Raw genomic sequence first — 22,790 nt, forward strand, 5'->3', positions numbered from 1 at the left:
GTATCTGCCGTCACCGCCGGCCCATGATGTCACCATCCACCGACTTGATGGTCGGCGGATTCCATACGCCGGTCAACGCCTCCGATTTCGGCGCATAGAGACGCATGGTGAGGTTGAACGGGCCTTTAGGCGCAGGCAGCCAGTTGGCTTCGTGATCGCTGCCGGGATTTGCGTTCTGGATGTAGAGCGTCAGCGACCCGTCGGCGTCGCGCTTGAACGGCATCCAGCTGCTCACCGCAAAACGATTAACCGGATTCGCAACCTGGAATCCTTCGTTATCGTACAGGGTGACTGACCAGAATGCGTCGACCGGCGGCACCGCGTCTTTGGCGAAGTGGATGGTGTACTTGTTTGCACCGTCGAGCGGCTTGCCGTTTTCATCGCCAACGCTGAGCGGATAGATCGCATCTTCCGGCAGATTGGCACCAAGTCCAGCCTGAGCCACGATTGCACGCTTCAGATAATAAGTCCCGTAGACACCCATCGTATCAGTATTCATGGACCAGTGGTTTGCTACGCGCGCCAATGTCGGGAGCTTCCATGCCATCAGCTTTAGACCCTGTGTCGGCGCGTCTTCGATGGCTTTGCGTGTGGTTGCATCAACTTTGGTAATATCGAAGCTCTTGCCCGGTTCGAGGCCGATCCGCTTCATGCGCGCGATGATCGGTTCATCGGTGATGTGCGGCGGGTTGGCTTTGAGCAGTTCGGCTGCATACGCAAAGAACTTATCGCCCGCCATCGTATCAACCTGCGCCTTCGGCGGAGTCTTGACATCGACGCTGGGGTCGATGGTTTGCGTAACGGCGACCGGGGGTTTGCCCCATCCCGACAGCGGCGTGATCTTGTAGCCCTTCTGCACTTCGTGGACTGAAGCATAGTCGGCGGGACCATCCGTCCTGGTGCGACCGATTATCCAGACATGGGGCGTCGGCGCATTGATGCGCGTGACACCCTCCGGCACGCTTCCATTCCAGCCCGGAGGCGCAACCAGGAAATTGGCCGCCTTGGTGCCTGTCGTGCGCGATCCTGGCGACGCAAACACATCGGTCCACATGTCGAGCATCGGCAGCAGGTAGTAACGGCCACCGGTATCCGGAACCGAAACGATCATGGGCTCGCTGGTCAGGTCCAGCCAGGCGCTCGAGTACAACGTGTCAAAGTTGGGTCGCACCACTGCCCTCATATCCGCAGTGGGGTAGGCCTGGATATTATCGAAAGTGTTGGGAGGACCGCCGATACTTCCGGTCTTCGGATCGGAATTGTTGAGCTGCTTGCGCGTCACGTCCATCGTCACGAGCGGATAGAAGTAGACATACGCCTCCGTAGCGATAGCGTGTGCCTCGTCCGCGGAAATCGATTGGGCAGCGCTCGGGGTCAATGTCGAGACCATGAGAGTTAAACCCGACAATACCGCAGCAAGCGACGATAGACACTTCATGGAGCTCCTCCTCAATATCCCAGGACGGCGACGGATGGCGTGGCCAGACAATCAGCGACTACAGCGTTTTGATTGATCTGGATCAAAGAAGTCCGCTATGGGTCATTTTCGACGGTATCGGCGAGGGTTGTGGAATGGTTGACGTCCGCTTTGCCCTGAAAGCAACCAGGCCGGCGTTAGGCGGAAGCGTTGAGCGAGATTATTCACAACGGAATATTGTCATGCTTCTTCATGGGCGCGTCGACGTGCTTGTCACGCAGCATCGCCAGCGCGCGAGCGATGCGCTTGCGGGTCGAGTGCGGCATGATGACGTCGTCGATGTAGCCTCGCTCGGCGGCGATAAACGGCGACAGGAATCGATCCTCGTACTCCTTCGTGCGCGCGGCGATCTTCTCCGCGTCGCCGATATCGCCGCGGAAGATGATCTCAACCGCGCCCTTGGCGCCCATCACCGCGATCTGAGCGGTCGGCCAGGCGTAGTTCACGTCGGCGCCGATCTCTTTTGATGCCATCACGTCGAACGCGCCGCCGTAGGCCTTTCGCGTGATGACTGTGACGAGCGGCACCGTACATTGCGAATAGGCGAACAAGAGCTTCGCGCCGTGCTTGATCAGCCCGCCGTATTCCTGCGCGGTGCCCGGCAAAAAGCCCGGCACGTCCACGAAGGTCACAATCGGAATATTGAAGGCATCGCAAAAGCGAACAAAGCGCGCGGCCTTGCGTGACGCATCCGAGTCGAGCACGCCGGCCAGCACCATCGGCTGGTTGGCGACGAAGCCCACCGTGCGCCCGGCAATGCGGCCGAAGCCGGTGACAATGTTTTTCGCGAACGTTTCCGCGATCTCGAAGAAGTCGCCCTCGTCCACGACCTTCAGGATCAGTTCCTTGATATCGTAAGGCTTGTTGGGATTGTCCGGCACCAGCGTATTGAGCGAGTCGTCGGTGCGCTCGATATCATCGAAACTCGGCCATTCCGGAACACCGTCGGTGTTGTTGCTCGGCAGGAAATCGATCAGGCGCCGCATCTGCAAGATCGCCTCGACATCGTTTTCGAACGCGCCATCGGCAATCGACGACTTGGTGGCATGCACGCTGGCGCCGCCGAGTTCTTCCGCGGACACCACCTCATTGGTGACTGTCTTCACCACATCGGGGCCAGTAACGAACATGTAGCTCGTGTTCTTCACCATGAAGATGAAGTCGGTCATGGCAGGCGAATAGACATCGCCGCCCGCGCACGGCCCCATGATGACGCTGATCTGCGGGATCACTCCCGAGGCCTGCACATTGCGGCGAAAGACATAGGAGTAACCGGCCAGCGCTGCGACGCCCTCCTGAATGCGCGCGCCACCAGCATCATAAAGACCGATGATCGGTGCCTTGGCCTTCAATGCCATGTCCTGGATTTTCGTGATCTTCAGCGCATGCGTCTCCGACAGCGAGCCGCCGAATACGGTGAAGTCTTTCGCGAACATGAAAATCTTGCGGCCATTGATGGTGCCCCATCCGGTCACCACGCCGTCGCCCGGCACTTTCGATTTCTCCATGCCGAATTCGATCGAACGATGCTCGACGAACATGTCGAATTCTTCGAACGAGTCTTTGTCGAGCAAAATCTCGATGCGCTCACGAGCCGTCAGCTTACCGCGCTTGTGCTGGGCTTCGATGCGCTTCTCGCCACCGCCACGCTTTGCGGCCATCCGCCGGGCGTCGAGCGTTTGGAGGATGTCTTTCATAGCCCTGCCTGGGTCTGGTTCAGTAAACTTGGATTAGACCCTAACTGCCGTTTTTAAGGCTGTCACCAACAGCGCGGCGCGGAGGCGCCCACCACCTATCACGGCGCGCGCGCCGACATCCGCAGCACGAACACCAATACCTCCGCAACAGCCTTATACAATTCGGCTGGAATCTCGTCGCCGAGTTCGACATGCGACAGCGCGCCGGCCAGCACTTCGTTTTCCTCGATCGGGATGTCGTTCTCCTTGGCCACCTCGATGATCTTCGTGCCGAGCGTTCCCCTGCCCTTGGCGACCACACGCGGCGCGCCGCTGCCTTTGTCATAGTGGAGGGCGATGGCGACTTGATCCTTGATCTCCACACTCATAGGGCGCGATCCAGAAAGTGGCCGGCCGGCGCGGGCTTCGGCTGCGGCGGCGCTCCCTCGCGGATGATGATATCTCCCGGCTGCAATTCTGCGCCGCTTAATGCCTGAGTGAGTTGCGAGGCGCCGGCGCGCAACCGGCTCGCGGTGGAAGGACGCTCGGCCCAGAGCCGCACCGTCGTGGTTTCCCCGGCCAGCGACACCAGCGCGTGAACCGGCCCTGCGGGTTCAACGTCGACTGAAAATCGTGCGCGCCAGACCCGCGTCGCTGTTTCTGTATTGTGACCGGCGGCGTCGCGCGAAACCTCAAACTGCGCAATGGCCGTGCCGGTTGCGACAGCAAATGGAATCTCGAAATTCCAGCGCGGCGTGGTCTGATCGAGCCGCGCTCCCGCGGTATCGACGCGATCCGGAAGCGAGGCGATCTGCAACAACACCTGACGGGAAATCGCAGCATCAGTATCATCAAGCAGTCGTCGCGCGATCTCTTCCGACGATGCAGCCGATGACAATCCCGGCAACGCGACGGGCTGCGCGGTTGGCAATGCGCCGCCAAAGGGCGGCGACGGCATGCTGGTACGCACGACAAAGACATGGTTCTCAGTGGGGCCGTTCGCTGGCCCATTCCTGAACGGCTGCGTAGCGGCCGCCGGATCGCCGTCGGGTCCGAGGGCCGCGCCGGGATCGTTGCTGATCCCTCGATTCTGAAGTACCTCCTGCAGAACGTTCAGGGCTGCACCCGCCGTGGCGGCGCGAAGCCCTGCATCCGATACTCGGGAAAATAATGTCTGGTTCGCAGGCGTATCCGGATCATCGGTTACAGCCAGGCGCGCCTGCGGCAGATACACATCCTGTGCGTCGATATCCGGCGACAGCGGCGGCGCGCTCGATGCCATCGGCGAAGCTGCCTGCTGCGCTTGTTGAGATCCTGCGCCCACGGCGGGCGGCGCACCGCGAGACATGTCCCCGACCGAGATCGAAAGCGCCTCACGGAGCACAAGCAGTGCAGCCTTCATATCGGGTAGCGTATTGGCCGAGGCGGCAGGCTGCCCCGTCTTCAAGCCGGCCGCCAGCGAGGCTTCGAGAAAAAGGCCGGAGTTACGGAACGCGGTCTTGATATCGCTCCCCGTAAGACCCGGATCGAGACCAGGCCGCAAAGTGAGCAGCCGGTCCAGAACCTGTCGCACGTTAGGGGGCAGACTGCCAGAGCCGGCGGCTGCCAGCAGGTTGGCGTAGAGCGGCGAAAGGCTGCCTTGCCGCGCCGCCGCCGCTTGCGCCGCGGACGATACCGAGAGAGCTTCCAGCGCCGTCAGGAGGGGAGCCGGAGGAGCCTTGGCGCTTATCGTTGCAGCCGCAGCATCCGGCGTCAGTGTCAACGCATCCGCCGGTCCGGCAGCATGCGTACCCGATGAGCCCTGATCCACAACCGCAAGCCGAAGCCCTTGCGCGGTCTGCGAGACCGCTAACCGCAGGGTCTGGCCGACTTGAAGCGGAATTTCCGACAGCACCTCGATCGCCAGATCGGCGATGGCAATACGGACGAGATTGTTGGCAAGGATTCCCTGGACCTTTACGTCAATCACCCTGCCGGGCTGCAGCACGGCTTCGTTTGCTGCGCCTTGCGCCGCAATGACCGGGAAAATCGGGTTGATCGAGATCGCCATGAAGCCTCGTTTTACCCGTCAGGCTAACTTCTGTGTCTAAACCTCTCCTTAACCGATTGGTCCAGCCCGCGCCCGAAGGACGGCAGCCGCGGCCCGGAAATCGACCAAACGCGACGCCCTCTGGACGGCCGCCTCCTCATCGACCCCCCATTGCTCGCTGTTCCAGTCCTCATCGACGTGGGCGGCGGCCCAGACCTCGTCCGCATCCAGCCGCCCGGCCATTAAAGCGAGAGCGAGCAGCACGGAGCCGGTCAACGTCGTCACGATATGCAGCGCCCCAACCACCCAAGGGTCTGACGGTAGCGCCTTGCGCGCGGCTGCGACCGCCTGAGCCGGTTGATGGACATGCACGATGCCTTCGGTCAGGATGAAACGCGCTTCCAATGTTTCGGCGGCCCAGAAAAGCACGCGGTCCCAATGTGCGGTTTCGCGAGCCACCAGCGCGTCGGGATGGCCGGCGCGATAGAACAGGAGGTCCGTTTCGAGATACTTGGCAATATCCTCAACCACTGCGTCGACACGACCGGTTACGCCGTCGATGATGCTGTTGGCGAGCCGCGTTAGCGGCATGGTCATGGGGTTGATGACGTCCCGTTGCGCCTCCCATTCCGCGGCCATGGTCTCGGCAATCTCGCGTGCAGGCGCCGCCAGCACGTTACGTGACGGCGTGCGAACCGGCCTGTCGTCGAGCAGGACGGCGAACCCTTCCGGCGTCTCCCTCACGCTCGCGGAGGTATAGAAACGGTTGCGGTGCCCGGCTCGCGCAGAGTTGCGTATCGATTCTTCCGGGTTGAGCGACGAGGAGCCAAGATCTTCGTCAAACAATTCACGCATGGAATACTCTCATATCGCCCTGAGGTCGGCCCCGACGCAACGGCACGGACCTACTCCTCCGGCGCGTGCTCGATCGGATCGAACCGGTCGGCTTCAAGACCGAGCAGATTCCAGGATTGCAACATGTGTGGCGGCAGCGGCGCCGTAACGTCTATGACGCCGCCCCGCGGATGCGGAATCACGATGCGGCGCGCCAGCAGGTGCAGCCGTTTCTGAAGACCTCCAGGCAATTGCCAGTTTTCCTTGTTGAAATACTTTGGATCGCCGACGATGGCGTGATTGATATGCGCCATGTGCGCGCGGAGTTGATGGGTCCGGCCCGTGACAGGCTTCAGCGACACCCAGGCGAGCTTCTGCGCCGAGGTTTCCACCACCGCGTAGTAGGTCACCGCATGGCTCGCGCCCTCGTCGCCATGCGAGGCGACCCGCATGATCGACTCCTCCTCATTCTCTTCCTTGGCAAGATAGGTCGAGATACGGCCCTGCTTCGGCTTTGGTACGCCCGCGACCAGAGCCCAGTAAATCTTGCGCGCTGAACGCTGGCGGAACGCGCCGGTCAGCGCCGTGGCCGCGAAACGCGTCTTGGCCACCAGCAGACAGCCGGCCGTCTCACGATCCAGCCGGTGCACGAGGCGCGGTCGCTGCCCTTTTGCGTCGCGCATCGTTTCCAGCATCCCGTCGATGTGCCGCGACAGGCCGGATCCGCCCTGCACCGCAAGCCCGGCCGCCTTGTTCAGCACCATGACGTCCGCATCTTCGAACAGCACCATCTTCTGCAATTCGTCGCGTGTCTTTGCCTCGGCCTCGGACAGATGAGCCGTGGTCTTCGGCGTGTCGAGCTTGAGCGGAGGGATGCGGACCTTGTCGCCTTCGCCTATGCGATCCTTGCTGTCGGCGCGCTTGCCGTTCACGCGCAACTCGCCTTTGCGGACAATGCGCTGAATGTGGGAGAATGACAGACCGGGAAAGCGTGCTTCAAGAAAGCGGTCGACGCGCATGTTGGCTTCATCGGCCGTCACCGCGACAGTCTGGACCTTTGTCGGCAGAAGCGCTGGTTCGGGTTTAGTCGGCTTTTCGGCGAAACATGCAGTGTCGGCCGGCGTACCTGCGCGCTGCGGCCTGCCCGGCCGAGTCCCCTGCCACCGCTCGCCCGATGATCGCTCAGCGACGCCACGACCTTTCCGGCTCGTCCCTTTTTCTGGACGAGCAACTTTGGCCGAATCGCTCCTGGCCGAAGCGCCTTTAACGCGTTCGCTCCCGCGACCGCCGGACTTCGCTAACGGTCGCCTGACTCGCCGGCTCATTAGTTCCTCTGGAGTTTAGTTCTTCTGCCTCGACTCAACTTTAAGCCTTAGTCATATTCGTCTGATCGAGCACGATCTTCGAAAACGGCTCCACTTTTCAAATTACACTCTGTTCACCCACAAGTGTGGGTAGCGCAGAAGCCCGGCAGCGTCACGGTGAAATCGCGAAGCATCCGATCGCTATGGGCAAGCCCCCTGCCTCTTCAGTAACACGAGGTCGATCATCGCCCCGCGCGAAAGCTTGAGTTTGTTGGCTTCGCCTGCGGCCGCACATGCGCCCGCGGCGTCGTCCGTCTGCAACCGCGCAAGTCCAAGGCTGACCCATCCATCGGCGAATTCCGGCGCGTCGCGCACGCCTTCCTCCAGGATCGTTTTTGCCTCGGCCGGACGCTTGGCCTTCAACAGCAAGCGCCCGTAATCAGCTTTCAGCGTTCGCCGCGGCTTCGGTTGTCGCAACGCAATCTTGAACAGCTCTTCGGCGTATTCGAGATCGCCGAAGCGCGCCGCCGTGATCACCGCAAAGCCTTGGTAGATCTCGCTCCGCTCAGGGGCAAGCAGCCAAGCCTGATTGAATCGTTTTGCCGCTTCTGACAGGTCACCGCGATCGATATGAGCCCAGCCCCGCTCAATAGCTGCAGCGGAAACCGCCTCGCGCGAACCCATCTCATCCGACGCCGCCAGAAAGTCGGCATCGGTCTTTTGCTGTTCGGGAGTTTTCTCCGAGAAACCATAGAACGGCTGTTCGTCAATCCGCGCCGAGAACGTCTTCTTCGTCACCGTCACGCCCGGCGCAACTTCGACCATCTCGGCGCGCGCCGCGTTCGTGATGCCAAGCAGCACCAGTGCCAACAGCCATCGGGTAATATGTCTTCGCATCGCCTGCACCTGTTTACGCCTCGCACCTTGTCGGAGCGTCATAAGCCACTCCGCTTTTTGAAACAGCCTTACGACCGTGGATCGACAGCGTGTTGACGTCGATGAAGTCGTCACGACGAGCGCTCCCGGCGCAGTTTCGCCCAGTAGTCCATGCGCTTGCGGATTTCGCGCTCGAACCCCCGATCCGGCGGATCATAGAAAGTCCGGCGGCCGAGCATCTCCGGGAAGTAATCCTGTCCGGAAAACGCATCGGGCATGTCGTGATCGTATTGGTAGCCGCCGCCGTAACCTTCGGATTTCATCAGACCGGTCGGCGCGTTGAGGATGTGCTTCGGCGGCAAGAGAGAGCCGGCGTCCTTCGCGACGCGCATCGCCGCGCCGAACGCTTTGTAGGCGGCGTTGGACTTCGGCGCGGTGGCCAGATAGATCACCGCCTGCGCGATCGCGAGTTCGCCTTCCGGTGAGCCGAGAAAATCATAGGCATCCTTGGCCGCGTTGCAGATCACCAGCGCCTGCGGATCCGCCAGCCCGATATCCTCGACTGCCATTCGCACCACGCGGCGCGCGAGAAATAACGGGTCCTCGCCGGCCTCGAGCATCCGCGCCAGATAGTACAGCGCCGCATCGGGATCGGAGCCGCGCACCGACTTGTGCAAGGCAGAAATCAAGTTGTAGTGGCCGTCGGCGGATTTGTCGTAGATCGGCGCGCGGCGCTGCAGCACGCCCTGCAACTGCTCGGCATTGAAGACCTCGCCCTCGCGCGCCGACCGCCAGACCTCCTCGACCAGCGTCAGCGCCGCGCGGCCGTCGCCGTCGGCCATGCGCACCAGCGCCGAGCGCGCCTCAGCATCGAGCGGCAACGGCTTGCCCTCGACCTGTTCGGCGCGAGCGAACAATTTCTCGATCGCCTCCCAGTCGAGCGAACGGAACACAAGCACGCGAGCCCGCGACAACAACGCCGCGTTCAGTTCGAACGATGGGTTCTCAGTGGTCGCACCGACCAAAATGACGGTTCCGTCCTCCATGACAGGCAGAAACGAATCCTGTTGCGCGCGATTGAAACGATGAACCTCATCGACGAACAGGAGCGTTCCCGTCCCCGACTCGCGGCGCGCGCGGGCGGCATCGAACGCCTTCTTCAGATCGGCGACACCGGAGAACACCGCCGACAGTTGCTCGAAATGCAGCGCGGTCGCATTCGCCAGCAGCCGCGCCACTGTCGTCTTGCCGGTCCCCGGCGGTCCCCAGAAGATGAGCGAGCCTAGCGTGCGGGTTTCCAGCATCCGGGTCAGCGCGCCGTCCAATCCAAGAATGTGATCCTGCCCGACCACGTCCGACAGCGTCTGCGGTCGCAGCTTGTCCGGCAGTGGATGCGGCGCATCACGTTCCAGACCCGCCGCGGAGAACAGGCTGTTGGAGGCGCGCTGGCGGTTCGGGCTCATCCGCCTAGCATGACTTGAATCTGCTGGCCTCCACGCATCAGCGTGATACGCCAGAGCCGCCTCGCTTCGCGAACGGCCTGTTCGAGATCGGCCGTCTTAACGATCTTCTTGTTGTTGACCGCGAGGATGATGTCGCCTTTCCTGAAGCCGACATTCGCGGCCATTCCATTGTCCGCCAATGCGATGACCACGACCCCTTCGGCACCGTAATCGAGATGAAGTTCGTCGGCCAGCGCCGGCGAGATATTCGCAACCTTGGCGCCTTGAAATGGTGATGGCGCGGTGATCGCCAACTCGTCGCGACCGGTGTCCGGCGCCGCCTCGAGCGGAACGGTAAGCTTGATCGGCCTCCCATTGCGTTGGACTTCCAATTGCGATGTGCCGCCGAGCGGACGCGTCGCAAACCGATAGTCAAACGCATTGGGGTCCTCGACAGGCTGTCCGTCGATCAAGACGATCAGGTCGGATAGTTTGAGACCGGCACGCGCCGCCGGACTTCCAACCGCAACGCTGGCCACCAGCGCACCGGCCGGCGCCTTGAGGCCGATGGTTTCGGCAATCTCCGGGGTTATCGTTTGCAGCCGCGCTCCGAGCCAGGGCCGCTGCACCGCCTTGCCACCATTCTTGGCGGATGCCACGACAACCCGCACCATGTTTGCCGGAATGGCGAAGCCGATGCCCTGCGACCCTCCGGAGCGCGAGAAAATTGCGGTGTTGATACCTGCGAGACGACCCGTGATGTCAACCAGCGCCCCACCCGAGTTTCCCGGATTGATCGCCGCATCGGTCTGGATGAAGAACTGATAGTCTGTAATTCCCACCTGCGTGCGCGCCAACGCCGAAACAATGCCGTGCGTCACAGTCTGCCCGACGCCGAATGGGTTCCCAATCGCCATGACGAGGTCTCCGACCTGCAACTCATCCGAATTCGCGAAATCGAGCGTCGGGAACTTCTCATGCACATCCTTCAGCCGCAGGACCGCAAGGTCGGTCCGCGTGTCCTTGAGCACGATCTCGGCCTCGAACTCGCGCTTGTCCGGCAGCGCGATCTTGACCTGGTCGGCACCCTCAATCACGTGATTGTTTGTCACGACAAGGCCGGACGGATCGACCATCACGCCTGAGCCGAGCGAGCGCTGCATCTGTTCCGGCTGCCCGCCCGGAACGCCAAAGAACCGGCGGAAGACCGGATCCTCGAGCAATGGATGGCGATGCTGGATCACCTTGGCGGCATAGACATTGACGACAGCCGGCGTCACCCGCTGCACGATCGGTGCATAGGAAAGCCGCAATTCGGCCTGGGAGGCCGGAACGTGGCGGTCCTGAGCATGACCAGGCGCCGGCATCGTCAGAGCGAGGAATAGCGGGGCGAACAGGCGGAACGACGTCATGAATTCACTCCCGGGGTCAGGACCGCAGATATAGGCTTCGCTAACCTTCAAGAGAAGCAAAAGACGCTTTTTTCACGTCCGCGACGTCGCGCGGATGCCAAGACAGAACGCCATGTCATCGTCTGCACGCACATGATCGTCGCGACAGCACAACCACACACATCGCGAGTCCATCACAGACGCCGCGAAGTGCCGCACAAATCGGAACCACCTGCCGCATCCCCGTAATGGAAGCCTTTTAGCGTGCGCACCTACGCGAACCGGTGTCCACTTCGCTCGAAACGCTCTCTAGGGCAGGCTCGAACCAACAAAAAAGCGGCGCCCCACGATGCGCCGCCTTTCTAAGTTTTAAAAGAGGTCGAGCTTACGCGGCTTCCGAAGCTTCCTGCACCGGCCCGGAATCCTGGCCCTTGGCATCGACGTCGCGATCGACGAACTCGATCACTGCCATCGGCGCGTTATCGCCGTATCGGAAGCCGGCCTTGATAATGCGGGTATACCCACCATGACGGTCCTTGTAGCGCGGCGCCAACACGTCGAACAGCTTCTTCACCTGATCGACGTCGCGCATCTCGCTGATCGCCTGACGGCGCTTGTCGAGGCCACCCTTCTTGCCGAGGGTCACCAGTTTTTCGACGATCGGACGTAGTTCTTTTGCCTTCGGCAGCGTGGTGACAATCTGCTCATGCTTGATAAGCGCCGCCGCCATATTGGCAAACATTGCCTTGCGATGCTCCGCGGTGCGATTGAGCTTCCGGTGAACCTTACCATGACGCATTGATGTGATCCTCAGTCTTGTCCGGTTGCGACTGCTCGGCGGTCGCGCTGCTCAGGTGGGCTGCCTGCGTTCGCCCTATTTTGGGTTTCTCTCCCCCACTCCGGGGAAGAGATCACTCAGTAATGGTCCTCGAAGCGTTTTGCCAGCTCATCTATATTTTCCGGCGGCCAGCCCGGCACTTCCATGCCGAGATGCAGACCCATCTGGGCCAGCACTTCCTTGATCTCATTCAGCGACTTGCGCCCGAAATTCGGGGTGCGCAGCATCTCCGCTTCCGACTTCTGCACCAGATCGCCGATGTAAACGATGTTGTCGTTCTTCAAGCAATTTGCGGAACGTACCGACAGCTCCAGTTCATCCACTTTCTTGAGGAAGGCAGGATTGAACGCCAGATCCGGAATGATCTCGGTGGCGACTTCCTTGCGCGGCTCCTCGAAGTTGACGAAGACATTGAGTTGATCTTGCAGAATACGCGCGGCGAAGGCCACGGCATCCTCGGGCGTCACCCCGCCATTCGTTTCGATGGTCATGGTCAGTTTGTCGTAGTCGAGAATCTGACCCTCGCGAGTGTTTTCGACCTTGTAGGATACCTTGCGCACCGGCGAATACAGGCTATCAACCGGTATCAGTCCGATCGGCGCATCCTCGGGCCGATTACGCTCGGCGGCAACATAACCCTTGCCGGAGGCAACCGTGAATTCCATGCGAATCTCGGCGCCATCGTCGAGGGTGCAGATCTGAAGGTCGGGATTAAGCACCACGATGTCGCCGACGGTCTGGATGTCACCTGCGGTGACGCTGCCGGGACCTTGCTTCTTCACGACCATGCGCTTGGGGCCTTCCCCCTGCATCTTGATCGCGATGTCCTTGATATTCAGCACGATGTCGGTGACGTCCTCGCGAACGCCCGCGATCGAGGAGAATTCGTGTAGAACGCCATCGATGTGTACCGACTGCACCGCGGCGCCTTGCAGCGAGGACAGCAGGATTCGGCGTAGCGCGTTACCGAGTGTCTGGCCAAAACCGCGCTCAAGCGGCTCGGCAATCAGGGTTGCAAAGCGCGAGGGATCGCTGCCGGGAACGACCTGCAGCTTGTTCGGCCGAATGAGCTCTTGCCAATTTTTCTGGATCGTCACTGTTTCACCCATGCCATCAACATCGCTGGCGTTGGAGGACGCGGATCAATCCGCGCAAAGATAAAAACCTCGAATTGGCGGAACAACAAACCGCCGCTGTCGAATATCAAACGCGCCGGCGCTTGCGCGGACGGCAACCGTTATGAGGAATCGTGGTCACATCGCGGATCGAGGTAACGGTGAAGCCCGCAGCCTGCAGCGCGCGCAGCGCCGATTCGCGACCCGAACCCGGACCAGCTACCTCGACCTCAAGGGTGCGCATGCCGTGCTCCTGCGCCTTCTTGGAAACATCTTCCGCCGCCACCTGCGCCGCGTAAGGGGTCGACTTGCGTGATCCCTTAAAACCCATCGTCCCGGCCGATGACCAGGCGATCGTATTGCCCTGCGCATCGGTGATGGTGATGGTGGTGTTGTTGAACGACGAATTGACATGCGCGATGCCGGACGCGATGTTCTTGCGCTCGCGGCGGCGAACGCGTGTAGCTTCCTTACCCATTGTCAGCCTTTCCTGTGATCTCAACGCCGCCGTAATGCCAGCGGCTCCACCGACGATGCGAATAGCGATCAGAATCTATTCGCTGTTCGCAATTTCCTATCCGCGCTCTTACTTTTTCTTGCCGGCAATCGACTTGGCCGGCCCCTTGCGGGTACGCGCGTTAGTATGGGTGCGCTGACCGCGCACCGGCAGTCCGCGACGATGACGCAAGCCGCGATAACAACCGAGATCCATCAGCCGCTTGATGTTGATGCCGACCTCACGGCGAAGATCGCCTTCGACGAGATAGTCGCGATCGATGACTTCCCGAATCTGAAGTACTTCCTGATCGGTCAGTTGCGAGACCCGGCGATCGACCGGAATCTTGACCTTCTCGACGATCTCGGCGGCATTCTTCTGACCAATGCCATGGATGTATTGAAGCGCGATGACGACGCGCTTGTTGGTTGGGATATTCACGCCGGCAATACGGGCCACAGACTTCTCTCCTGTTGCCGACTCGCGGTGAGCCGGCCTTTCCTTCGATATTTCAGGCGGGTATCCTCAAACACAAACACGACGCCTGACCCTCAGTTATCTTAGGGTCCGGCATCGTCTGAAACGATCCGCTGGATGCTTGTTTATTAAGGACTTGGTGGCATTTCGTCAACCGTCCCGCCACTTTTGCTCGCTCTTTCGTGACTTTTGAGCCGCCAATTTTTGCTCACCTCACCGTGCTCGTTCCCCATTCCCAAGGGCCCGCCTGGGACCATCATTTACTGGTTTTTCTCGCCTTTAGGTCGATTCTGGCCCGCTTACCACCGGCGGATGCCGAACTTTGACATCGGAACTCCCGACCGTCTCAGGACGCGGCGAATATCCCGCGTGACGTCATCGATAGCCATCATGCCGTCAACCGTCAGCAGCTTGCCGCGCTCCGAATAGTAGCGAATGAGCGGCTCGGTCAGCCCGCGGTAGCTGACCAGCCGCTTCGAGAGCACCTCCGGCCTATCATCGGCCCGCACCTGTTCCCCCCGCGCCGTCATTTCCGCGACACGGCTTTCAACGCGCTGCAGTAGCGCACTTTCGTCGACGCGAAGCTCAACCACGGCATCGAGTGCGAGATTTTTGGATTGGAGCAGACGATCCAGTGCCTCGGCCTGTGGGACGGTGCGCGGAAAGCCGTCGAGGATGAATCCCGTCTTCGCGTCCGCCTGTTCCAGCCGGTCGGAAATGATGCCGATGACGACATCGTCCGGGACCAGCCCCCCGCTCGCCATGATGTCCTTGGCCTTGAGGCCGACCGGCGTACCGGCGGCGACGGCGGCGCGCAGCATGTCGCCCGTAGAAAGCTGAATGATTCCGTAGTGATGAACCAGACGTTGCGCCTGCGTTCCTTTTCCCGCCCCCGGCGGCCCGAGAAGAATCAGTCTCATAAAGAATTGCCCCATCGCCGGGTGAACGGGCAGCCGCGCACCTGCGCTTCGATATCGGGCACACCGCAAAATACGACCTGCGCCCTTCCGGCAACTAATACGGCACCCCGGAGCAAGCGATCAATGCCTCGGACAAGAATAGCAGGAGGCAGATATGTCGCGGCGATCGTATGCGACCCCAAACGAAGAACGCCGGGGCACGAAAGCGATACGCTTGGCGGATCTGACACGCATTCCGCAAAAGTGGATACCATCATCGCAAGCAGAACACGCGCAGGTTATTGACTGAAAGCATTTCTTCTCACTGACCGATTCCGATGAGCAAGAACGCTTCACGTCATCGACGGCGGCCTCTCAACTTGGATTTTTTTATCAGGCCTTCATATTGGTGGGCCAGCAGATATCCCTGCACCTGCGACACTGTATCCATCGTGACGCTGACCACGATCAGAAGCGACGTACCGCCGAAATAGAAAGGTACCGCTGCGTAAGAAATCAAAATCTCGGGAATCAGGCAGACAACCGCGAGATAAACCGCCCCTGGCACCGTGATGCGCGAGAGCACGTAGTCGATATACTCGGCGGTCCGCTCGCCTGGCCTGATGCCCGGAATGAAGCCGCCATGCTTTTTGAGATTATCGGCTGTCTCGGTCGGATTGAAGACGATCGCGGTGTAGAAGAAGGTGAAGAACACGATCAAGGCGATGTACAGGACCAGAAACATCGGCCGGCCGTGACCGAGTTGGGTATTGATCCACTGGAACCATTCCGGTCCGCTACCCGCGTTGAAGTTCGCGACCGTCGTCGGCAACAGCAGCAGTGACGAAGCGAAAATCGGCGGGATCACACCGGAGGTATTGAGCTTCAGCGGCAGATGGGAAGACTGCCCATCAAACATCTTATTGCCGACCTGACGCTTCGGATACTGGATCAGCAACCTGCGCTGGGCGCGCTCCATGAACACAATGAAGGCAATCACCGCGACGACCATGATCAGAACGATCAGGATGATCCCTGTGGACAGCGCGCCTTGCCGGCCGAGTTCGAGCATGTTGGCGAGCGCGGACGGCAGCTCGGCGACGATACCGGCCATGATGATGAGGGAAATGCCGTTGCCGATGCCTCGCGACGTGATCTGCTCGCCGAGCCACATCAGAAACATGGTGCCGCCGGTCAATGTGATCGCGGTGGAGAGCAGGAAAAACATGCCGGGATTGGTGACGACGTTGCCTGCGCCCTGGAGACCGACGGCAATGCCGTAGGACTGGAAGAACGCCAGCACCACCGTAAGATAACGAGTGTATTGATTGATAATCTTGCGGCCAGCTTCGCCCTCCTTCTTGAGAGCCTCGAGCTTAGGCGATACCGAGGTCAACAGTTGCAGGATGATCGAGGCCGAAATGTACGGCATGATGTTCAAGGCGAAAATCGCCATGCGGTCGATACCACCGCCGGAGAACATATTGAACATCCCGAGGATGCCGCCGGCCTGGGAATTGAACACCTTTTGCCAGACCGTCGGGTCGATGCCCGGTAGCGGGATGTAGGTACCCAGCCGATAGACGAGCAACGCGCCGAGCGTGAACCAGATGCGCTTCTTCAGCTCGTCGGCTTTCGCAAACGCCGAGAAGTTTAGGTTAGCCGCCAGTTGTTCCGCTGCTGAGACCATATTCAGCCTTCTCCCGCACCAATGGTGCCGTCACGCTCCGCCAGAACGGGCCAGCCGGCAGACGCCAAACCTCTCATGGTTCCTGTCGTGCGCCAAAGCGGGCGATGACGCAGACGTTAGGCTGCCTCACCTTCGTCCTTCTTCGGCGCAAGGATTTTCACTGTGCCGCCGGCCTTCTCGACCGCCGTGATCGCGGACTTCGAGGCGCCGTGAACCTCGATAGTCAGTTTCGCCTTGATCTCGCCTCGGCCAAGCAGGCGGACGCCACCCTTGGCGCGACGCACCACGCCGGATTTCACCAGCGACTCGGCGTTAACGGTCTCCTTGGCATTGATCGACCCGGCATCAATTGCGGCCTGGAGCCGGTCAAGATTGATTTCGGCAAATTCCACCCGGAAGATATTGTTGAAGCCGCGCTTCGGCAACCGCCGGTGCAGCGGCATCTGGCCTCCCTCGAAGCCTTTGATGCGCACACCCGAGCGCGCCGTCTGTCCCTTGCCGCCACGGCCGCCGGTCTTGCCCTTTCCGGAGCCGATACCCCGGCCGATCCGCATGCGCTTCTTGCGCGAGCCTGCGTTGTCGGCGATATCGCAAAGTTTCATGGTCGCGTCCTCATCGTGTTCGTCGTGCCAGGATCGTCCCGGCCTTCCACGTCTTTTGCCGAACCCGGCGCACTCCAAGCCGTGGACCCCCGGCACAGGCCGGGCATAAATAGCAAATTATTACGTCTCGTCGATTACACGGACGATGTGTCGAACCTTCTCGATCATGCCGCGAATTTCAGGCGTATCCTGCAACTCCGCGGTCCGACCGATCTTGTTGAGCTTAAGCCCGACCAATGTCGAGCGTTGTGAGTGGTGGCGGCGGATTGCGCTGCCGGTCTGCTCGACCTTGATTGTCTTTGCGGCCTTAGCCATCGTCGTCACTCCAAATCCTGTCTTGCCCGGCGGTCGGATTGGGCAGGTGGCAACCGCCGGCCCCAGCCCGGACTCCGCTTATTCGGCAACAGCCTCCGCATCACCGCCCACACGGCGCGATTGCAGCGTGGAAACCTTGATATTGCGGCGGGCGGAAACCGAGCGCGGTGAATCCTGATGCTTCAGCGCGTCGAACGTCGCGCGAATCATATTGTAGGGATTGGACGAGCCAATCGACTTCGCCACCACGTCCTGGATGCCGAGCGTCTCAAACACCGCGCGCATCGGGCCGCCGGCGATGATGCCGGTGCCGGCTGGTGCTGCGCGCAGATAAACGCGGCCTGCGCCGTGGCGGCCTGCGATGTCGTGATGCAGCGTCCGGCCCTCGCGCAGCGCCACGCGCGTCAGATTGCGCTTTGCCGACTCCGTCGCCTTGCGGATTGCCTCCGGAACTTCGCGCGCCTTGCCGTGACCGAAGCCAACCCGGCCCTTCTGGTCGCCGATCACGACCAACGCCGCGAAACCGAAGCGCTTGCCGCCCTTGACGACCTTCGCCACACGATTGATGTGGACAAGCTTGTCAACGAACTCGCTGTCGCGCTCCTCGCGATCTCTGCTCCGTTCGCGTCCGCCGCGTTCGCGTTCACCTGCCATGGTGTTTTTCCGATCCTTGTGAGGCTTCGCCCCTGTCCTATTCGTTCGATATCAATTTCAAGACACGCATTCTTGTTGCAAAACCGGATCCCGCTTTTGCAGAATACGCGCTTAGAAGCTCAAACCGCTTTCGCGAGCGGCATCGGCCAGCGCCTTGACGCGACCGTGATAGAGATAGCCGCCGCGATCGAAGACCACTTCCTTGACGCCGTTCTTCACCGCCCGCTCCGCCAACAGTTTGCCAACCGCTTTGGCCGCTTCGATATTGGCGCCCGTGTTGCCCGTACCGCGCATCACCTTTTCGAGCGAGGACGCCGAGGCCAGCGTCTCGCCCTTCAGGTCGTCAATGACTTGGGCATATATGTGCTTCGACGAGCGGAACACCGACAGCCGCGGTCTGCCATTTGCGGTGCGACGCAACGACAGCCTCACGCGTTGCTTGCGCCGGGCATTCGTAATCTTCAGTTTCGACATGACCGGCTCCGTTACTTCTTCTTTCCTTCCTTGCGGAAGATCGTTTCGTTGGCGTACTTCACGCCCTTGCCCTTGTAAGGCTCCGGCGGACGATAGCCACGGATTTCGGCCGCGACCTGACCAACGCGCTGCGCGTCATTACCCGTGATCGTGATTTCAGTCGGCTTCGGCACAGCAATCGTAATCCCCTCGGGGACCGCGTAATTGACATCGTGGCTATAGCCGAGCGCGAGCTGCAATGACTTGCCTTGCAACGCGGCGCGATAGCCGACGCCGACGATCTCGAGCTTCTTCTCGAATCCCTTCGTGACGCCGTCGACAAGATTTGCGACTTGCGCGCGCGCTGTACCATACAGCGCCTGCGCCCGCTTGGTCTCGTATCGCGGCGCGACCTTTACCGCGCCATCCTCGAGCTTCACCTCGACATCGTCATGGACGACGAACTGAAGCTGGCCTTTCGGCCCCTTCATCTTGACGGTCTGCCCTTCGACGGTCGCAGTGACACCGGATGGCACCGTGACTGGCCTCTTGCCGATGCGTGACATGGCTTAATTCCTTCCTCAGAACACCGTGAAGAGAACTTCGCCGCCCACATTCGCGTCACGCGCGTCGTGGTCGGCCATGATTCCCTTCGGCGTCGACAGCACCGAAATCCCCAGCCCGTTGTTGACGCGCGGTAGATTTTTCACGGAGGCGTAAACACGCCGCCCCGGCTTGGAGACCCGCTCGATCTCGCGGATCACGGGTTCGCCGTCGAAATACTTCAACTCGATCTCAAGCTCGCTGCGGCCCGAGGAATGCTCGACGCTGGCGTAGCCGCGGATATAGCCCTCGCTCTTGAGGACTTCGAGCACGTTAGCTCGCATCTTGGAGCCCGGGGTCGAAACCTTGGGCTTGTTGCGCATCTGCGCATTGCGGATGCGGGTGATGAGATCGCTGATCGGATCGTGCGTGGACATCTGGCGACCCTCCTTACCAGCTCGACTTCACGAGGCCGGGAACCAGGCCTCTGGAGCCAAGCTCGCGCAGCGCGATGCGACTCAGCTTGTTCTTGCGGTAGTTCGAACGGGGACGTCCGGTCAGTTCGCAGCGGTTGCGGATACGCGTCGCCGACGAATTGCGCGGCATTTCGGCAAGCTTCAGAGTGGCTGCGAACCGTTCCTCCATCGGCTTGGTCTTGTCGGAGATGATGGCCTTCAGCCGCGCGCGCTTCGCAGCCGCGTTCCCAGCCATCCGCCTGCGCCGGTTGTTCTTCTCGATCGAACTCTTCTTTGCCATGCTTGGCTCCTTGCCTTTCCGCGTCTGAGCGCTTCTCAGCGTCTCACTGCCGGAACGGAAAATTGAATGCAGTCAGCAGCGCCCGAGCCTCGTCATCCGTCTGCGCCGTCGTGCAGACCGTGACGTCCATGCCCCAGCTCTCCCCGACCTTGTCGAAGTCGATTTCGGGGAAAATGATGTGTTCCTTGATGCCGAGCGAATAATTGCCGCGACCGTCGAAGCTCTTCGGATTGAGACCGCGGAAGTCGCGCACGCGCGGCAGCGCGACGTTTACCAGGCGGTCGATGAACTCGTACATCTTCGCCTTGCGCAGCGTCACCTTGCAGCCGATCGGCTGGTTTTCACGCAGCTTGTAGGTCGCGATTGCGACACGCGAATAGGTCACGACCGCCTTCTGGCCGGCGATCAGCGCCAGGTCACCAGCCGCCGTCTCGGCCTTTTTGCGGTCGTTCACGGCCTCGCCGATTCCCATATTGAGAACCACCTTGTCGAGACGCGGCACCTGCATGACATTGACGTAGCCGAACTCCTCGGTGAGTCTGGCGCGGATGCTCTTGTCATATTCCGCGCGCAGGCGCGGCACGTAAGCTGTTTCAGCCATCGATCTCCGCTCCCGAACGCTTGGCGACACGCACCTTGGTGCCGTCTGCCTGAATCTTGAAACCGACGCGGGTCGGCTTTCCGTCCTTGCCGACGATCGCGATGTTTGACAGGTGGACCGGCGACTCCTTCGAAATGATGCCGCCCTCCTGGTTCTGGCTCTGCTTCTGGTGGCGCTTCACCATGTTAACGCCGCGCACCAGCGCCCTGCCCTCCGCGGGGCGCACCTCGAACACCTCGCCGGTGCGACCCTTGTCGCGGCCCGACAATACGATAACCTTGTCGCCCTTCCGGATCTTGGCAGCCATCACAGCACCTCCGGCGCCAGCGATATGATTTTCATGTGGTTCTTGGCACGTAGCTCGCGCGGCACCGGCCCAAAAATGCGGGTGCCGACAGGCTCGGACTGGTTGTTGATCAGAACGGCCGCATTGCGGTCAAAACGGATCACCGAACCGTCCGCGCGGCGGATATCCTTGGATACCCGCACCACCACCGCCTTCATGACGTCGCCCTTCTTCACCTTCCCGCGCGGGATGGCTTCCTTGATCGACACGACGATGATGTCGCCCACCGTTGCATAGCGGCGCTTGGAGCCTCCAAGCACTTTGATGCACATGACACGGCGTGCGCCTGAATTATCGGCCACGTCGAGGTTGGTCTGCATCTGAATCATTGATGCACCTTGTCCTCTTTCTGATGCGCAAAATCGCGCTTAAGCAGTTTTCTTCTGTTCGCCCCGAACCACGGTCCAGCGCTTCAATTTCGAGATCGGCTTGCTTTCCTCGATCCACACCATGTCACCCGGCTTGAACTCATTGTTCTCGTCGTGCGCGTGATAGTTTTTCGAGCGGCGAATGGTCTTCTTGTAGATCGGATGGGTAAAGCGGCGATCGACACGCACCACAACCGTCTTGGCTTGCTTGTCGCTGACGACCACGCCCTGCAGCGTACGTTTTGGCATCTCGGACCCCTTATTTCTTCGCGTCGCGCTTTTGCGCGGCGATGGTCTTGATCCGTGCAATATCGCGGCGGGCTTCACGCAACCGCGAAGTGTTCTCAAGCTGTCCGGTGGCTCGCTGGAAGCGCAGATTGAACCGCTCCTTCTTCAGATTGGCGACGGCGTCGTCCATCTGGTCGGGGGTCATCGCGCGGATGTCAGCGGTCTTCATTCCTGCCATGTCGGTTACTCCGCGATGCGCGCGACGAAGCGCGTTTTGATCGGCAGCTTGGCGGCGGCGAGAGTCAGTGCTTCCTTGGCGGTCTGCGCGGCCACGCCATCGATCTCGAAAAGAACCCGGCCCGGCTTGACCCGTACCACCCACAATTCCGGCGCGCCCTTGCCTGAGCCCATGCGGACCTCGGCAGGCTTCTTCGATACGGGCACGTCCGGAAAAACGCGGATCCAAACGCGTCCCGCGCGCTTCATGTGGCGCGTCAGCGCTCGCCGCGCGGCTTCGATCTGGCGCGCCGTGATGCGCTCGGGCGCCATTGCCTTCAGGCCGAACTGGCCGAACGCAAGTGTCGCGCCCGACGACGCGACGCCGTGGATGCGGCCCTTGTGTGCCTTCCGGAACTTGGTCTTCTTCGGTTGCATCATGGCTTACGCCCTCAAACCTTCTCTCGTTCAAGCCGCGTCGCGGCGCGGACGGCTGTCGTCGCCGGCCAGGCGCTTGTCCTGAGCCATCGGATCGTGCTCGAGGATCTCGCCCTTGAATATCCAGACCTTGACGCCGCAGGTGCCGAACGTCGTGAACGCGGTAGCAACGCCGTAGTCCACATCAGCGCGCAGCGTGTGCAGCGGCACACGGCCTTCGCGATACCACTCCATGCGGGCGATTTCGGCGCCGCCGAGACGGCCCGAGCAATTGATCCGAATGCCTTCGGCGCCGAGACGCATCGCCGACTGCACGGCGCGCTTCATCGCGCGGCGGAATGCGACGCGACGCTCAAGCTGCTGCGCGATCGATTCGGCGACCAGCGTGGCATCGAGTTCCGGCTTGCGAATTTCGACGATGTTGAGGACCACGTCGGACGAGGTGATGTCAGCAACCCTTTTGCGAAGCTTATCGATATCGGCGCCCTTCTTTCCGATCACGACACCGGGGCGCGCCGAATGGATCGTCACGCGGCACTTTTTATGCGGACGCTCGATCACGATGCGGGCAACGGCCGCCTGCTTGAGTTCCTTGTGCAGGAGTTCGCGGATCTTGACATCCTCGTGCAGCAGCCTGCCGTACTCGCTCTTGCCGGCATACCAACGGGAATCCCAGGTCCGGTTGATACCCAGACGCAGCCCGATTGGATTGATCTTCTGACCCAT

General features: G+C 60.9%; 28 protein-coding genes and 1 pseudogene. All 29 read right to left on the reverse strand.

The annotated features are described in order from the left end of the window. Positions 1 to 10: 10 nt before the first annotated feature. Positions 11 to 1,438: a DUF1254 domain-containing protein gene (locus tag AC1RT6_RS05035; RefSeq protein ID WP_079446357.1), complete on the reverse strand. Its 1,428-nt coding sequence runs from the start codon at positions 1,436 to 1,438 to the stop codon at positions 11 to 13. Between the two features lie 203 nt (positions 1,439 to 1,641). After that, positions 1,642 to 3,174 (reverse strand): acyl-CoA carboxylase subunit beta, encoded by a 1,533-nt coding sequence (locus AC1RT6_RS05040; protein WP_079446356.1) that lies wholly within the window; start codon positions 3,172 to 3,174, stop codon positions 1,642 to 1,644. 98 nt (positions 3,175 to 3,272) lie between these two features. After that, entirely contained in the window at positions 3,273 to 3,542 is a 270-nt protein-coding gene (locus AC1RT6_RS05045; protein ID WP_079446355.1) for an EscU/YscU/HrcU family type III secretion system export apparatus switch protein, read from the reverse strand. Continuing rightward, a complete protein-coding gene (gene fliK, locus AC1RT6_RS05050; RefSeq protein ID WP_472789522.1) occupies positions 3,539 to 5,203 on the reverse strand; it encodes a flagellar hook-length control protein FliK in 1,665 nt (554 codons plus the stop codon). The genes AC1RT6_RS05045 and fliK overlap by 4 nt, the downstream gene beginning before the upstream one ends. Before the next feature lie 48 nt (positions 5,204 to 5,251). After that, positions 5,252 to 6,037, reverse strand: a complete 786-nt coding sequence (locus AC1RT6_RS05055) for an ATP12 family chaperone protein (RefSeq protein ID WP_079446353.1) — start codon at positions 6,035 to 6,037, stop codon at positions 5,252 to 5,254. 50 nt (positions 6,038 to 6,087) lie between these two features. Then, positions 6,088 to 7,341, reverse strand: coding sequence for an RluA family pseudouridine synthase (locus AC1RT6_RS05060; protein ID WP_472789520.1), 1,254 nt, complete (start codon positions 7,339 to 7,341; stop codon positions 6,088 to 6,090). A gap of 180 nt (positions 7,342 to 7,521) precedes the next feature. Next, positions 7,522 to 8,259 carry a tetratricopeptide repeat protein gene (locus AC1RT6_RS05065; RefSeq protein ID WP_079446351.1) on the reverse strand — a complete coding sequence of 246 codons (738 nt, stop codon included), beginning with the start codon at positions 8,257 to 8,259 and terminating at the stop codon, positions 7,522 to 7,524. Positions 8,260 to 8,327: 68 nt separating this feature from the next. Next, positions 8,328 to 9,659 (reverse strand): replication-associated recombination protein A, encoded by a 1,332-nt coding sequence (locus AC1RT6_RS05070; protein WP_079446350.1) that lies wholly within the window; start codon positions 9,657 to 9,659, stop codon positions 8,328 to 8,330. Further along, entirely contained in the window at positions 9,656 to 11,050 is a 1,395-nt protein-coding gene (locus tag AC1RT6_RS05075) for a DegQ family serine endoprotease (protein ID WP_079446349.1), read from the reverse strand. Before AC1RT6_RS05075 ends, AC1RT6_RS05070 begins: the two co-directional genes overlap by 4 nt. A 364-nt stretch (positions 11,051 to 11,414) precedes the next feature. Further along, entirely contained in the window at positions 11,415 to 11,828 is a 414-nt protein-coding gene (gene rplQ / locus AC1RT6_RS05080) for a 50S ribosomal protein L17 (protein ID WP_079446348.1), read from the reverse strand. 116 nt (positions 11,829 to 11,944) lie between these two features. Further along, positions 11,945 to 12,976: a DNA-directed RNA polymerase subunit alpha gene (locus tag AC1RT6_RS05085; RefSeq protein ID WP_079446347.1), complete on the reverse strand. Its 1,032-nt coding sequence runs from the start codon at positions 12,974 to 12,976 to the stop codon at positions 11,945 to 11,947. A gap of 94 nt (positions 12,977 to 13,070) precedes the next feature. Then, positions 13,071 to 13,460: a 30S ribosomal protein S11 gene (rpsK, locus tag AC1RT6_RS05090; protein ID WP_006021048.1), complete on the reverse strand. Its 390-nt coding sequence runs from the start codon at positions 13,458 to 13,460 to the stop codon at positions 13,071 to 13,073. 108 nt (positions 13,461 to 13,568) lie between these two features. Further along, positions 13,569 to 13,937, reverse strand: a complete 369-nt coding sequence (rpsM, locus tag AC1RT6_RS05095; protein ID WP_079446346.1) for a 30S ribosomal protein S13 — start codon at positions 13,935 to 13,937, stop codon at positions 13,569 to 13,571. Positions 13,938 to 14,290: 353 nt separating this feature from the next. Continuing rightward, a pseudogene (locus tag AC1RT6_RS05100) lies at positions 14,291 to 14,875 on the reverse strand (adenylate kinase); the annotation flags it as partial. A gap of 337 nt (positions 14,876 to 15,212) precedes the next feature. Next, a complete protein-coding gene (gene secY / locus AC1RT6_RS05105) occupies positions 15,213 to 16,544 on the reverse strand; it encodes a preprotein translocase subunit SecY (protein WP_079446344.1) in 1,332 nt (443 codons plus the stop codon). Between the two features lie 116 nt (positions 16,545 to 16,660). After that, positions 16,661 to 17,146, reverse strand: a complete 486-nt coding sequence (rplO, locus tag AC1RT6_RS05110; protein WP_079446343.1) for a 50S ribosomal protein L15 — start codon at positions 17,144 to 17,146, stop codon at positions 16,661 to 16,663. Positions 17,147 to 17,266: 120 nt separating this feature from the next. After that, positions 17,267 to 17,461, reverse strand: a complete 195-nt coding sequence (rpmD, locus tag AC1RT6_RS05115; RefSeq protein WP_079446342.1) for a 50S ribosomal protein L30 — start codon at positions 17,459 to 17,461, stop codon at positions 17,267 to 17,269. Positions 17,462 to 17,539: 78 nt separating this feature from the next. Further along, the gene (gene rpsE, locus AC1RT6_RS05120; RefSeq protein ID WP_079446341.1) at positions 17,540 to 18,115 is read right to left on the reverse strand and encodes a 30S ribosomal protein S5; all 576 of its coding nucleotides are present in this window, start codon (positions 18,113 to 18,115) and stop codon (positions 17,540 to 17,542) included. Positions 18,116 to 18,226: 111 nt separating this feature from the next. Next, entirely contained in the window at positions 18,227 to 18,589 is a 363-nt protein-coding gene (gene rplR, locus AC1RT6_RS05125; protein WP_079446340.1) for a 50S ribosomal protein L18, read from the reverse strand. A gap of 11 nt (positions 18,590 to 18,600) precedes the next feature. Continuing rightward, entirely contained in the window at positions 18,601 to 19,134 is a 534-nt protein-coding gene (gene rplF, locus AC1RT6_RS05130; RefSeq protein ID WP_079446339.1) for a 50S ribosomal protein L6, read from the reverse strand. A gap of 15 nt (positions 19,135 to 19,149) precedes the next feature. Beyond that, positions 19,150 to 19,548 carry a 30S ribosomal protein S8 gene (gene rpsH, locus AC1RT6_RS05135; RefSeq protein ID WP_079446338.1) on the reverse strand — a complete coding sequence of 133 codons (399 nt, stop codon included), beginning with the start codon at positions 19,546 to 19,548 and terminating at the stop codon, positions 19,150 to 19,152. Between the two features lie 13 nt (positions 19,549 to 19,561). Then, positions 19,562 to 19,867, reverse strand: a complete 306-nt coding sequence (gene rpsN, locus AC1RT6_RS05140) for a 30S ribosomal protein S14 (protein ID WP_079446337.1) — start codon at positions 19,865 to 19,867, stop codon at positions 19,562 to 19,564. A 43-nt stretch (positions 19,868 to 19,910) separates the two neighbouring features. Further along, a complete protein-coding gene (gene rplE / locus AC1RT6_RS05145) occupies positions 19,911 to 20,468 on the reverse strand; it encodes a 50S ribosomal protein L5 (protein WP_079446336.1) in 558 nt (185 codons plus the stop codon). Next, entirely contained in the window at positions 20,461 to 20,775 is a 315-nt protein-coding gene (gene rplX / locus AC1RT6_RS05150) for a 50S ribosomal protein L24 (RefSeq protein WP_079446335.1), read from the reverse strand. Before rplX ends, rplE begins: the two co-directional genes overlap by 8 nt. Further along, the gene (gene rplN, locus AC1RT6_RS05155) at positions 20,775 to 21,143 is read right to left on the reverse strand and encodes a 50S ribosomal protein L14 (RefSeq protein ID WP_009797128.1); all 369 of its coding nucleotides are present in this window, start codon (positions 21,141 to 21,143) and stop codon (positions 20,775 to 20,777) included. The genes rplX and rplN overlap by 1 nt, the downstream gene beginning before the upstream one ends. A gap of 39 nt (positions 21,144 to 21,182) precedes the next feature. Then, complete coding sequence (rpsQ, locus tag AC1RT6_RS05160) at positions 21,183 to 21,431, reverse strand: 30S ribosomal protein S17 (protein ID WP_009797129.1); 249 nt, start codon at positions 21,429 to 21,431, stop codon at positions 21,183 to 21,185. Between the two features lie 10 nt (positions 21,432 to 21,441). Next, a complete protein-coding gene (gene rpmC / locus AC1RT6_RS05165; RefSeq protein WP_079446334.1) occupies positions 21,442 to 21,648 on the reverse strand; it encodes a 50S ribosomal protein L29 in 207 nt (68 codons plus the stop codon). A gap of 5 nt (positions 21,649 to 21,653) precedes the next feature. Continuing rightward, a complete protein-coding gene (rplP, locus tag AC1RT6_RS05170; protein WP_079446333.1) occupies positions 21,654 to 22,067 on the reverse strand; it encodes a 50S ribosomal protein L16 in 414 nt (137 codons plus the stop codon). A 27-nt stretch (positions 22,068 to 22,094) separates the two neighbouring features. After that, positions 22,095 to 22,790, reverse strand: coding sequence for a 30S ribosomal protein S3 (rpsC, locus tag AC1RT6_RS05175; protein ID WP_009797132.1), 696 nt, complete (start codon positions 22,788 to 22,790; stop codon positions 22,095 to 22,097).

This window comes from Nitrobacter sp. MLSD-S21, assembly GCF_058809865.1.

Bases quoted from the DNA above. Each gene is read 5' to 3' on its own strand.
- AC1RT6_RS05035 (WP_079446357.1), bottom strand. From the start codon at position 1,438: ATGAAGTGTCTATCGTCGCTTGCTGCGGTATTGTCGGGTTTAACTCTC.
- AC1RT6_RS05040 (WP_079446356.1), bottom strand. From the start codon at position 3,174: ATGAAAGACATCCTCCAAACGCTCGACGCCCGGCGGATGGCCGCAAAG.
- AC1RT6_RS05045 (WP_079446355.1), bottom strand. From the start codon at position 3,542: ATGAGTGTGGAGATCAAGGATCAAGTCGCCATCGCCCTCCACTATGAC.
- fliK (WP_472789522.1), bottom strand. From the start codon at position 5,203: ATGGCGATCTCGATCAACCCGATTTTCCCGGTCATTGCGGCGCAAGGC.
- AC1RT6_RS05055 (WP_079446353.1), bottom strand. From the start codon at position 6,037: ATGCGTGAATTGTTTGACGAAGATCTTGGCTCCTCGTCGCTCAACCCG.
- AC1RT6_RS05060 (WP_472789520.1), bottom strand. From the start codon at position 7,341: ATGAGCCGGCGAGTCAGGCGACCGTTAGCGAAGTCCGGCGGTCGCGGG.
- AC1RT6_RS05065 (WP_079446351.1), bottom strand. From the start codon at position 8,259: ATGACGCTCCGACAAGGTGCGAGGCGTAAACAGGTGCAGGCGATGCGA.
- AC1RT6_RS05070 (WP_079446350.1), bottom strand. From the start codon at position 9,659: ATGAGCCCGAACCGCCAGCGCGCCTCCAACAGCCTGTTCTCCGCGGCG.
- AC1RT6_RS05075 (WP_079446349.1), bottom strand. From the start codon at position 11,050: ATGACGTCGTTCCGCCTGTTCGCCCCGCTATTCCTCGCTCTGACGATG.
- rplQ (WP_079446348.1), bottom strand. From the start codon at position 11,828: ATGCGTCATGGTAAGGTTCACCGGAAGCTCAATCGCACCGCGGAGCAT.
- AC1RT6_RS05085 (WP_079446347.1), bottom strand. From the start codon at position 12,976: ATGGGTGAAACAGTGACGATCCAGAAAAATTGGCAAGAGCTCATTCGG.
- rpsK (WP_006021048.1), bottom strand. From the start codon at position 13,460: ATGGGTAAGGAAGCTACACGCGTTCGCCGCCGCGAGCGCAAGAACATC.
- secY (WP_079446344.1), bottom strand. From the start codon at position 16,544: ATGGTCTCAGCAGCGGAACAACTGGCGGCTAACCTAAACTTCTCGGCG.
- rplO (WP_079446343.1), bottom strand. From the start codon at position 17,146: ATGAAACTTTGCGATATCGCCGACAACGCAGGCTCGCGCAAGAAGCGC.
- rpmD (WP_079446342.1), bottom strand. From the start codon at position 17,461: ATGGCTAAGGCCGCAAAGACAATCAAGGTCGAGCAGACCGGCAGCGCA.
- rpsE (WP_079446341.1), bottom strand. From the start codon at position 18,115: ATGGCAGGTGAACGCGAACGCGGCGGACGCGAACGGAGCAGAGATCGC.
- rplR (WP_079446340.1), bottom strand. From the start codon at position 18,589: ATGTCGAAACTGAAGATTACGAATGCCCGGCGCAAGCAACGCGTGAGG.
- rplF (WP_079446339.1), bottom strand. From the start codon at position 19,134: ATGTCACGCATCGGCAAGAGGCCAGTCACGGTGCCATCCGGTGTCACT.
- rpsH (WP_079446338.1), bottom strand. From the start codon at position 19,548: ATGTCCACGCACGATCCGATCAGCGATCTCATCACCCGCATCCGCAAT.
- rpsN (WP_079446337.1), bottom strand. From the start codon at position 19,867: ATGGCAAAGAAGAGTTCGATCGAGAAGAACAACCGGCGCAGGCGGATG.
- rplE (WP_079446336.1), bottom strand. From the start codon at position 20,468: ATGGCTGAAACAGCTTACGTGCCGCGCCTGCGCGCGGAATATGACAAG.
- rplX (WP_079446335.1), bottom strand. From the start codon at position 20,775: ATGGCTGCCAAGATCCGGAAGGGCGACAAGGTTATCGTATTGTCGGGC.
- rplN (WP_009797128.1), bottom strand. From the start codon at position 21,143: ATGATTCAGATGCAGACCAACCTCGACGTGGCCGATAATTCAGGCGCA.
- rpsQ (WP_009797129.1), bottom strand. From the start codon at position 21,431: ATGCCAAAACGTACGCTGCAGGGCGTGGTCGTCAGCGACAAGCAAGCC.
- rpmC (WP_079446334.1), bottom strand. From the start codon at position 21,648: ATGGCAGGAATGAAGACCGCTGACATCCGCGCGATGACCCCCGACCAG.
- rplP (WP_079446333.1), bottom strand. From the start codon at position 22,067: ATGATGCAACCGAAGAAGACCAAGTTCCGGAAGGCACACAAGGGCCGC.
- rpsC (WP_009797132.1), bottom strand. From the start codon at position 22,790: ATGGGTCAGAAGATCAATCCAATCGGGCTGCGTCTGGGTATCAACCGG.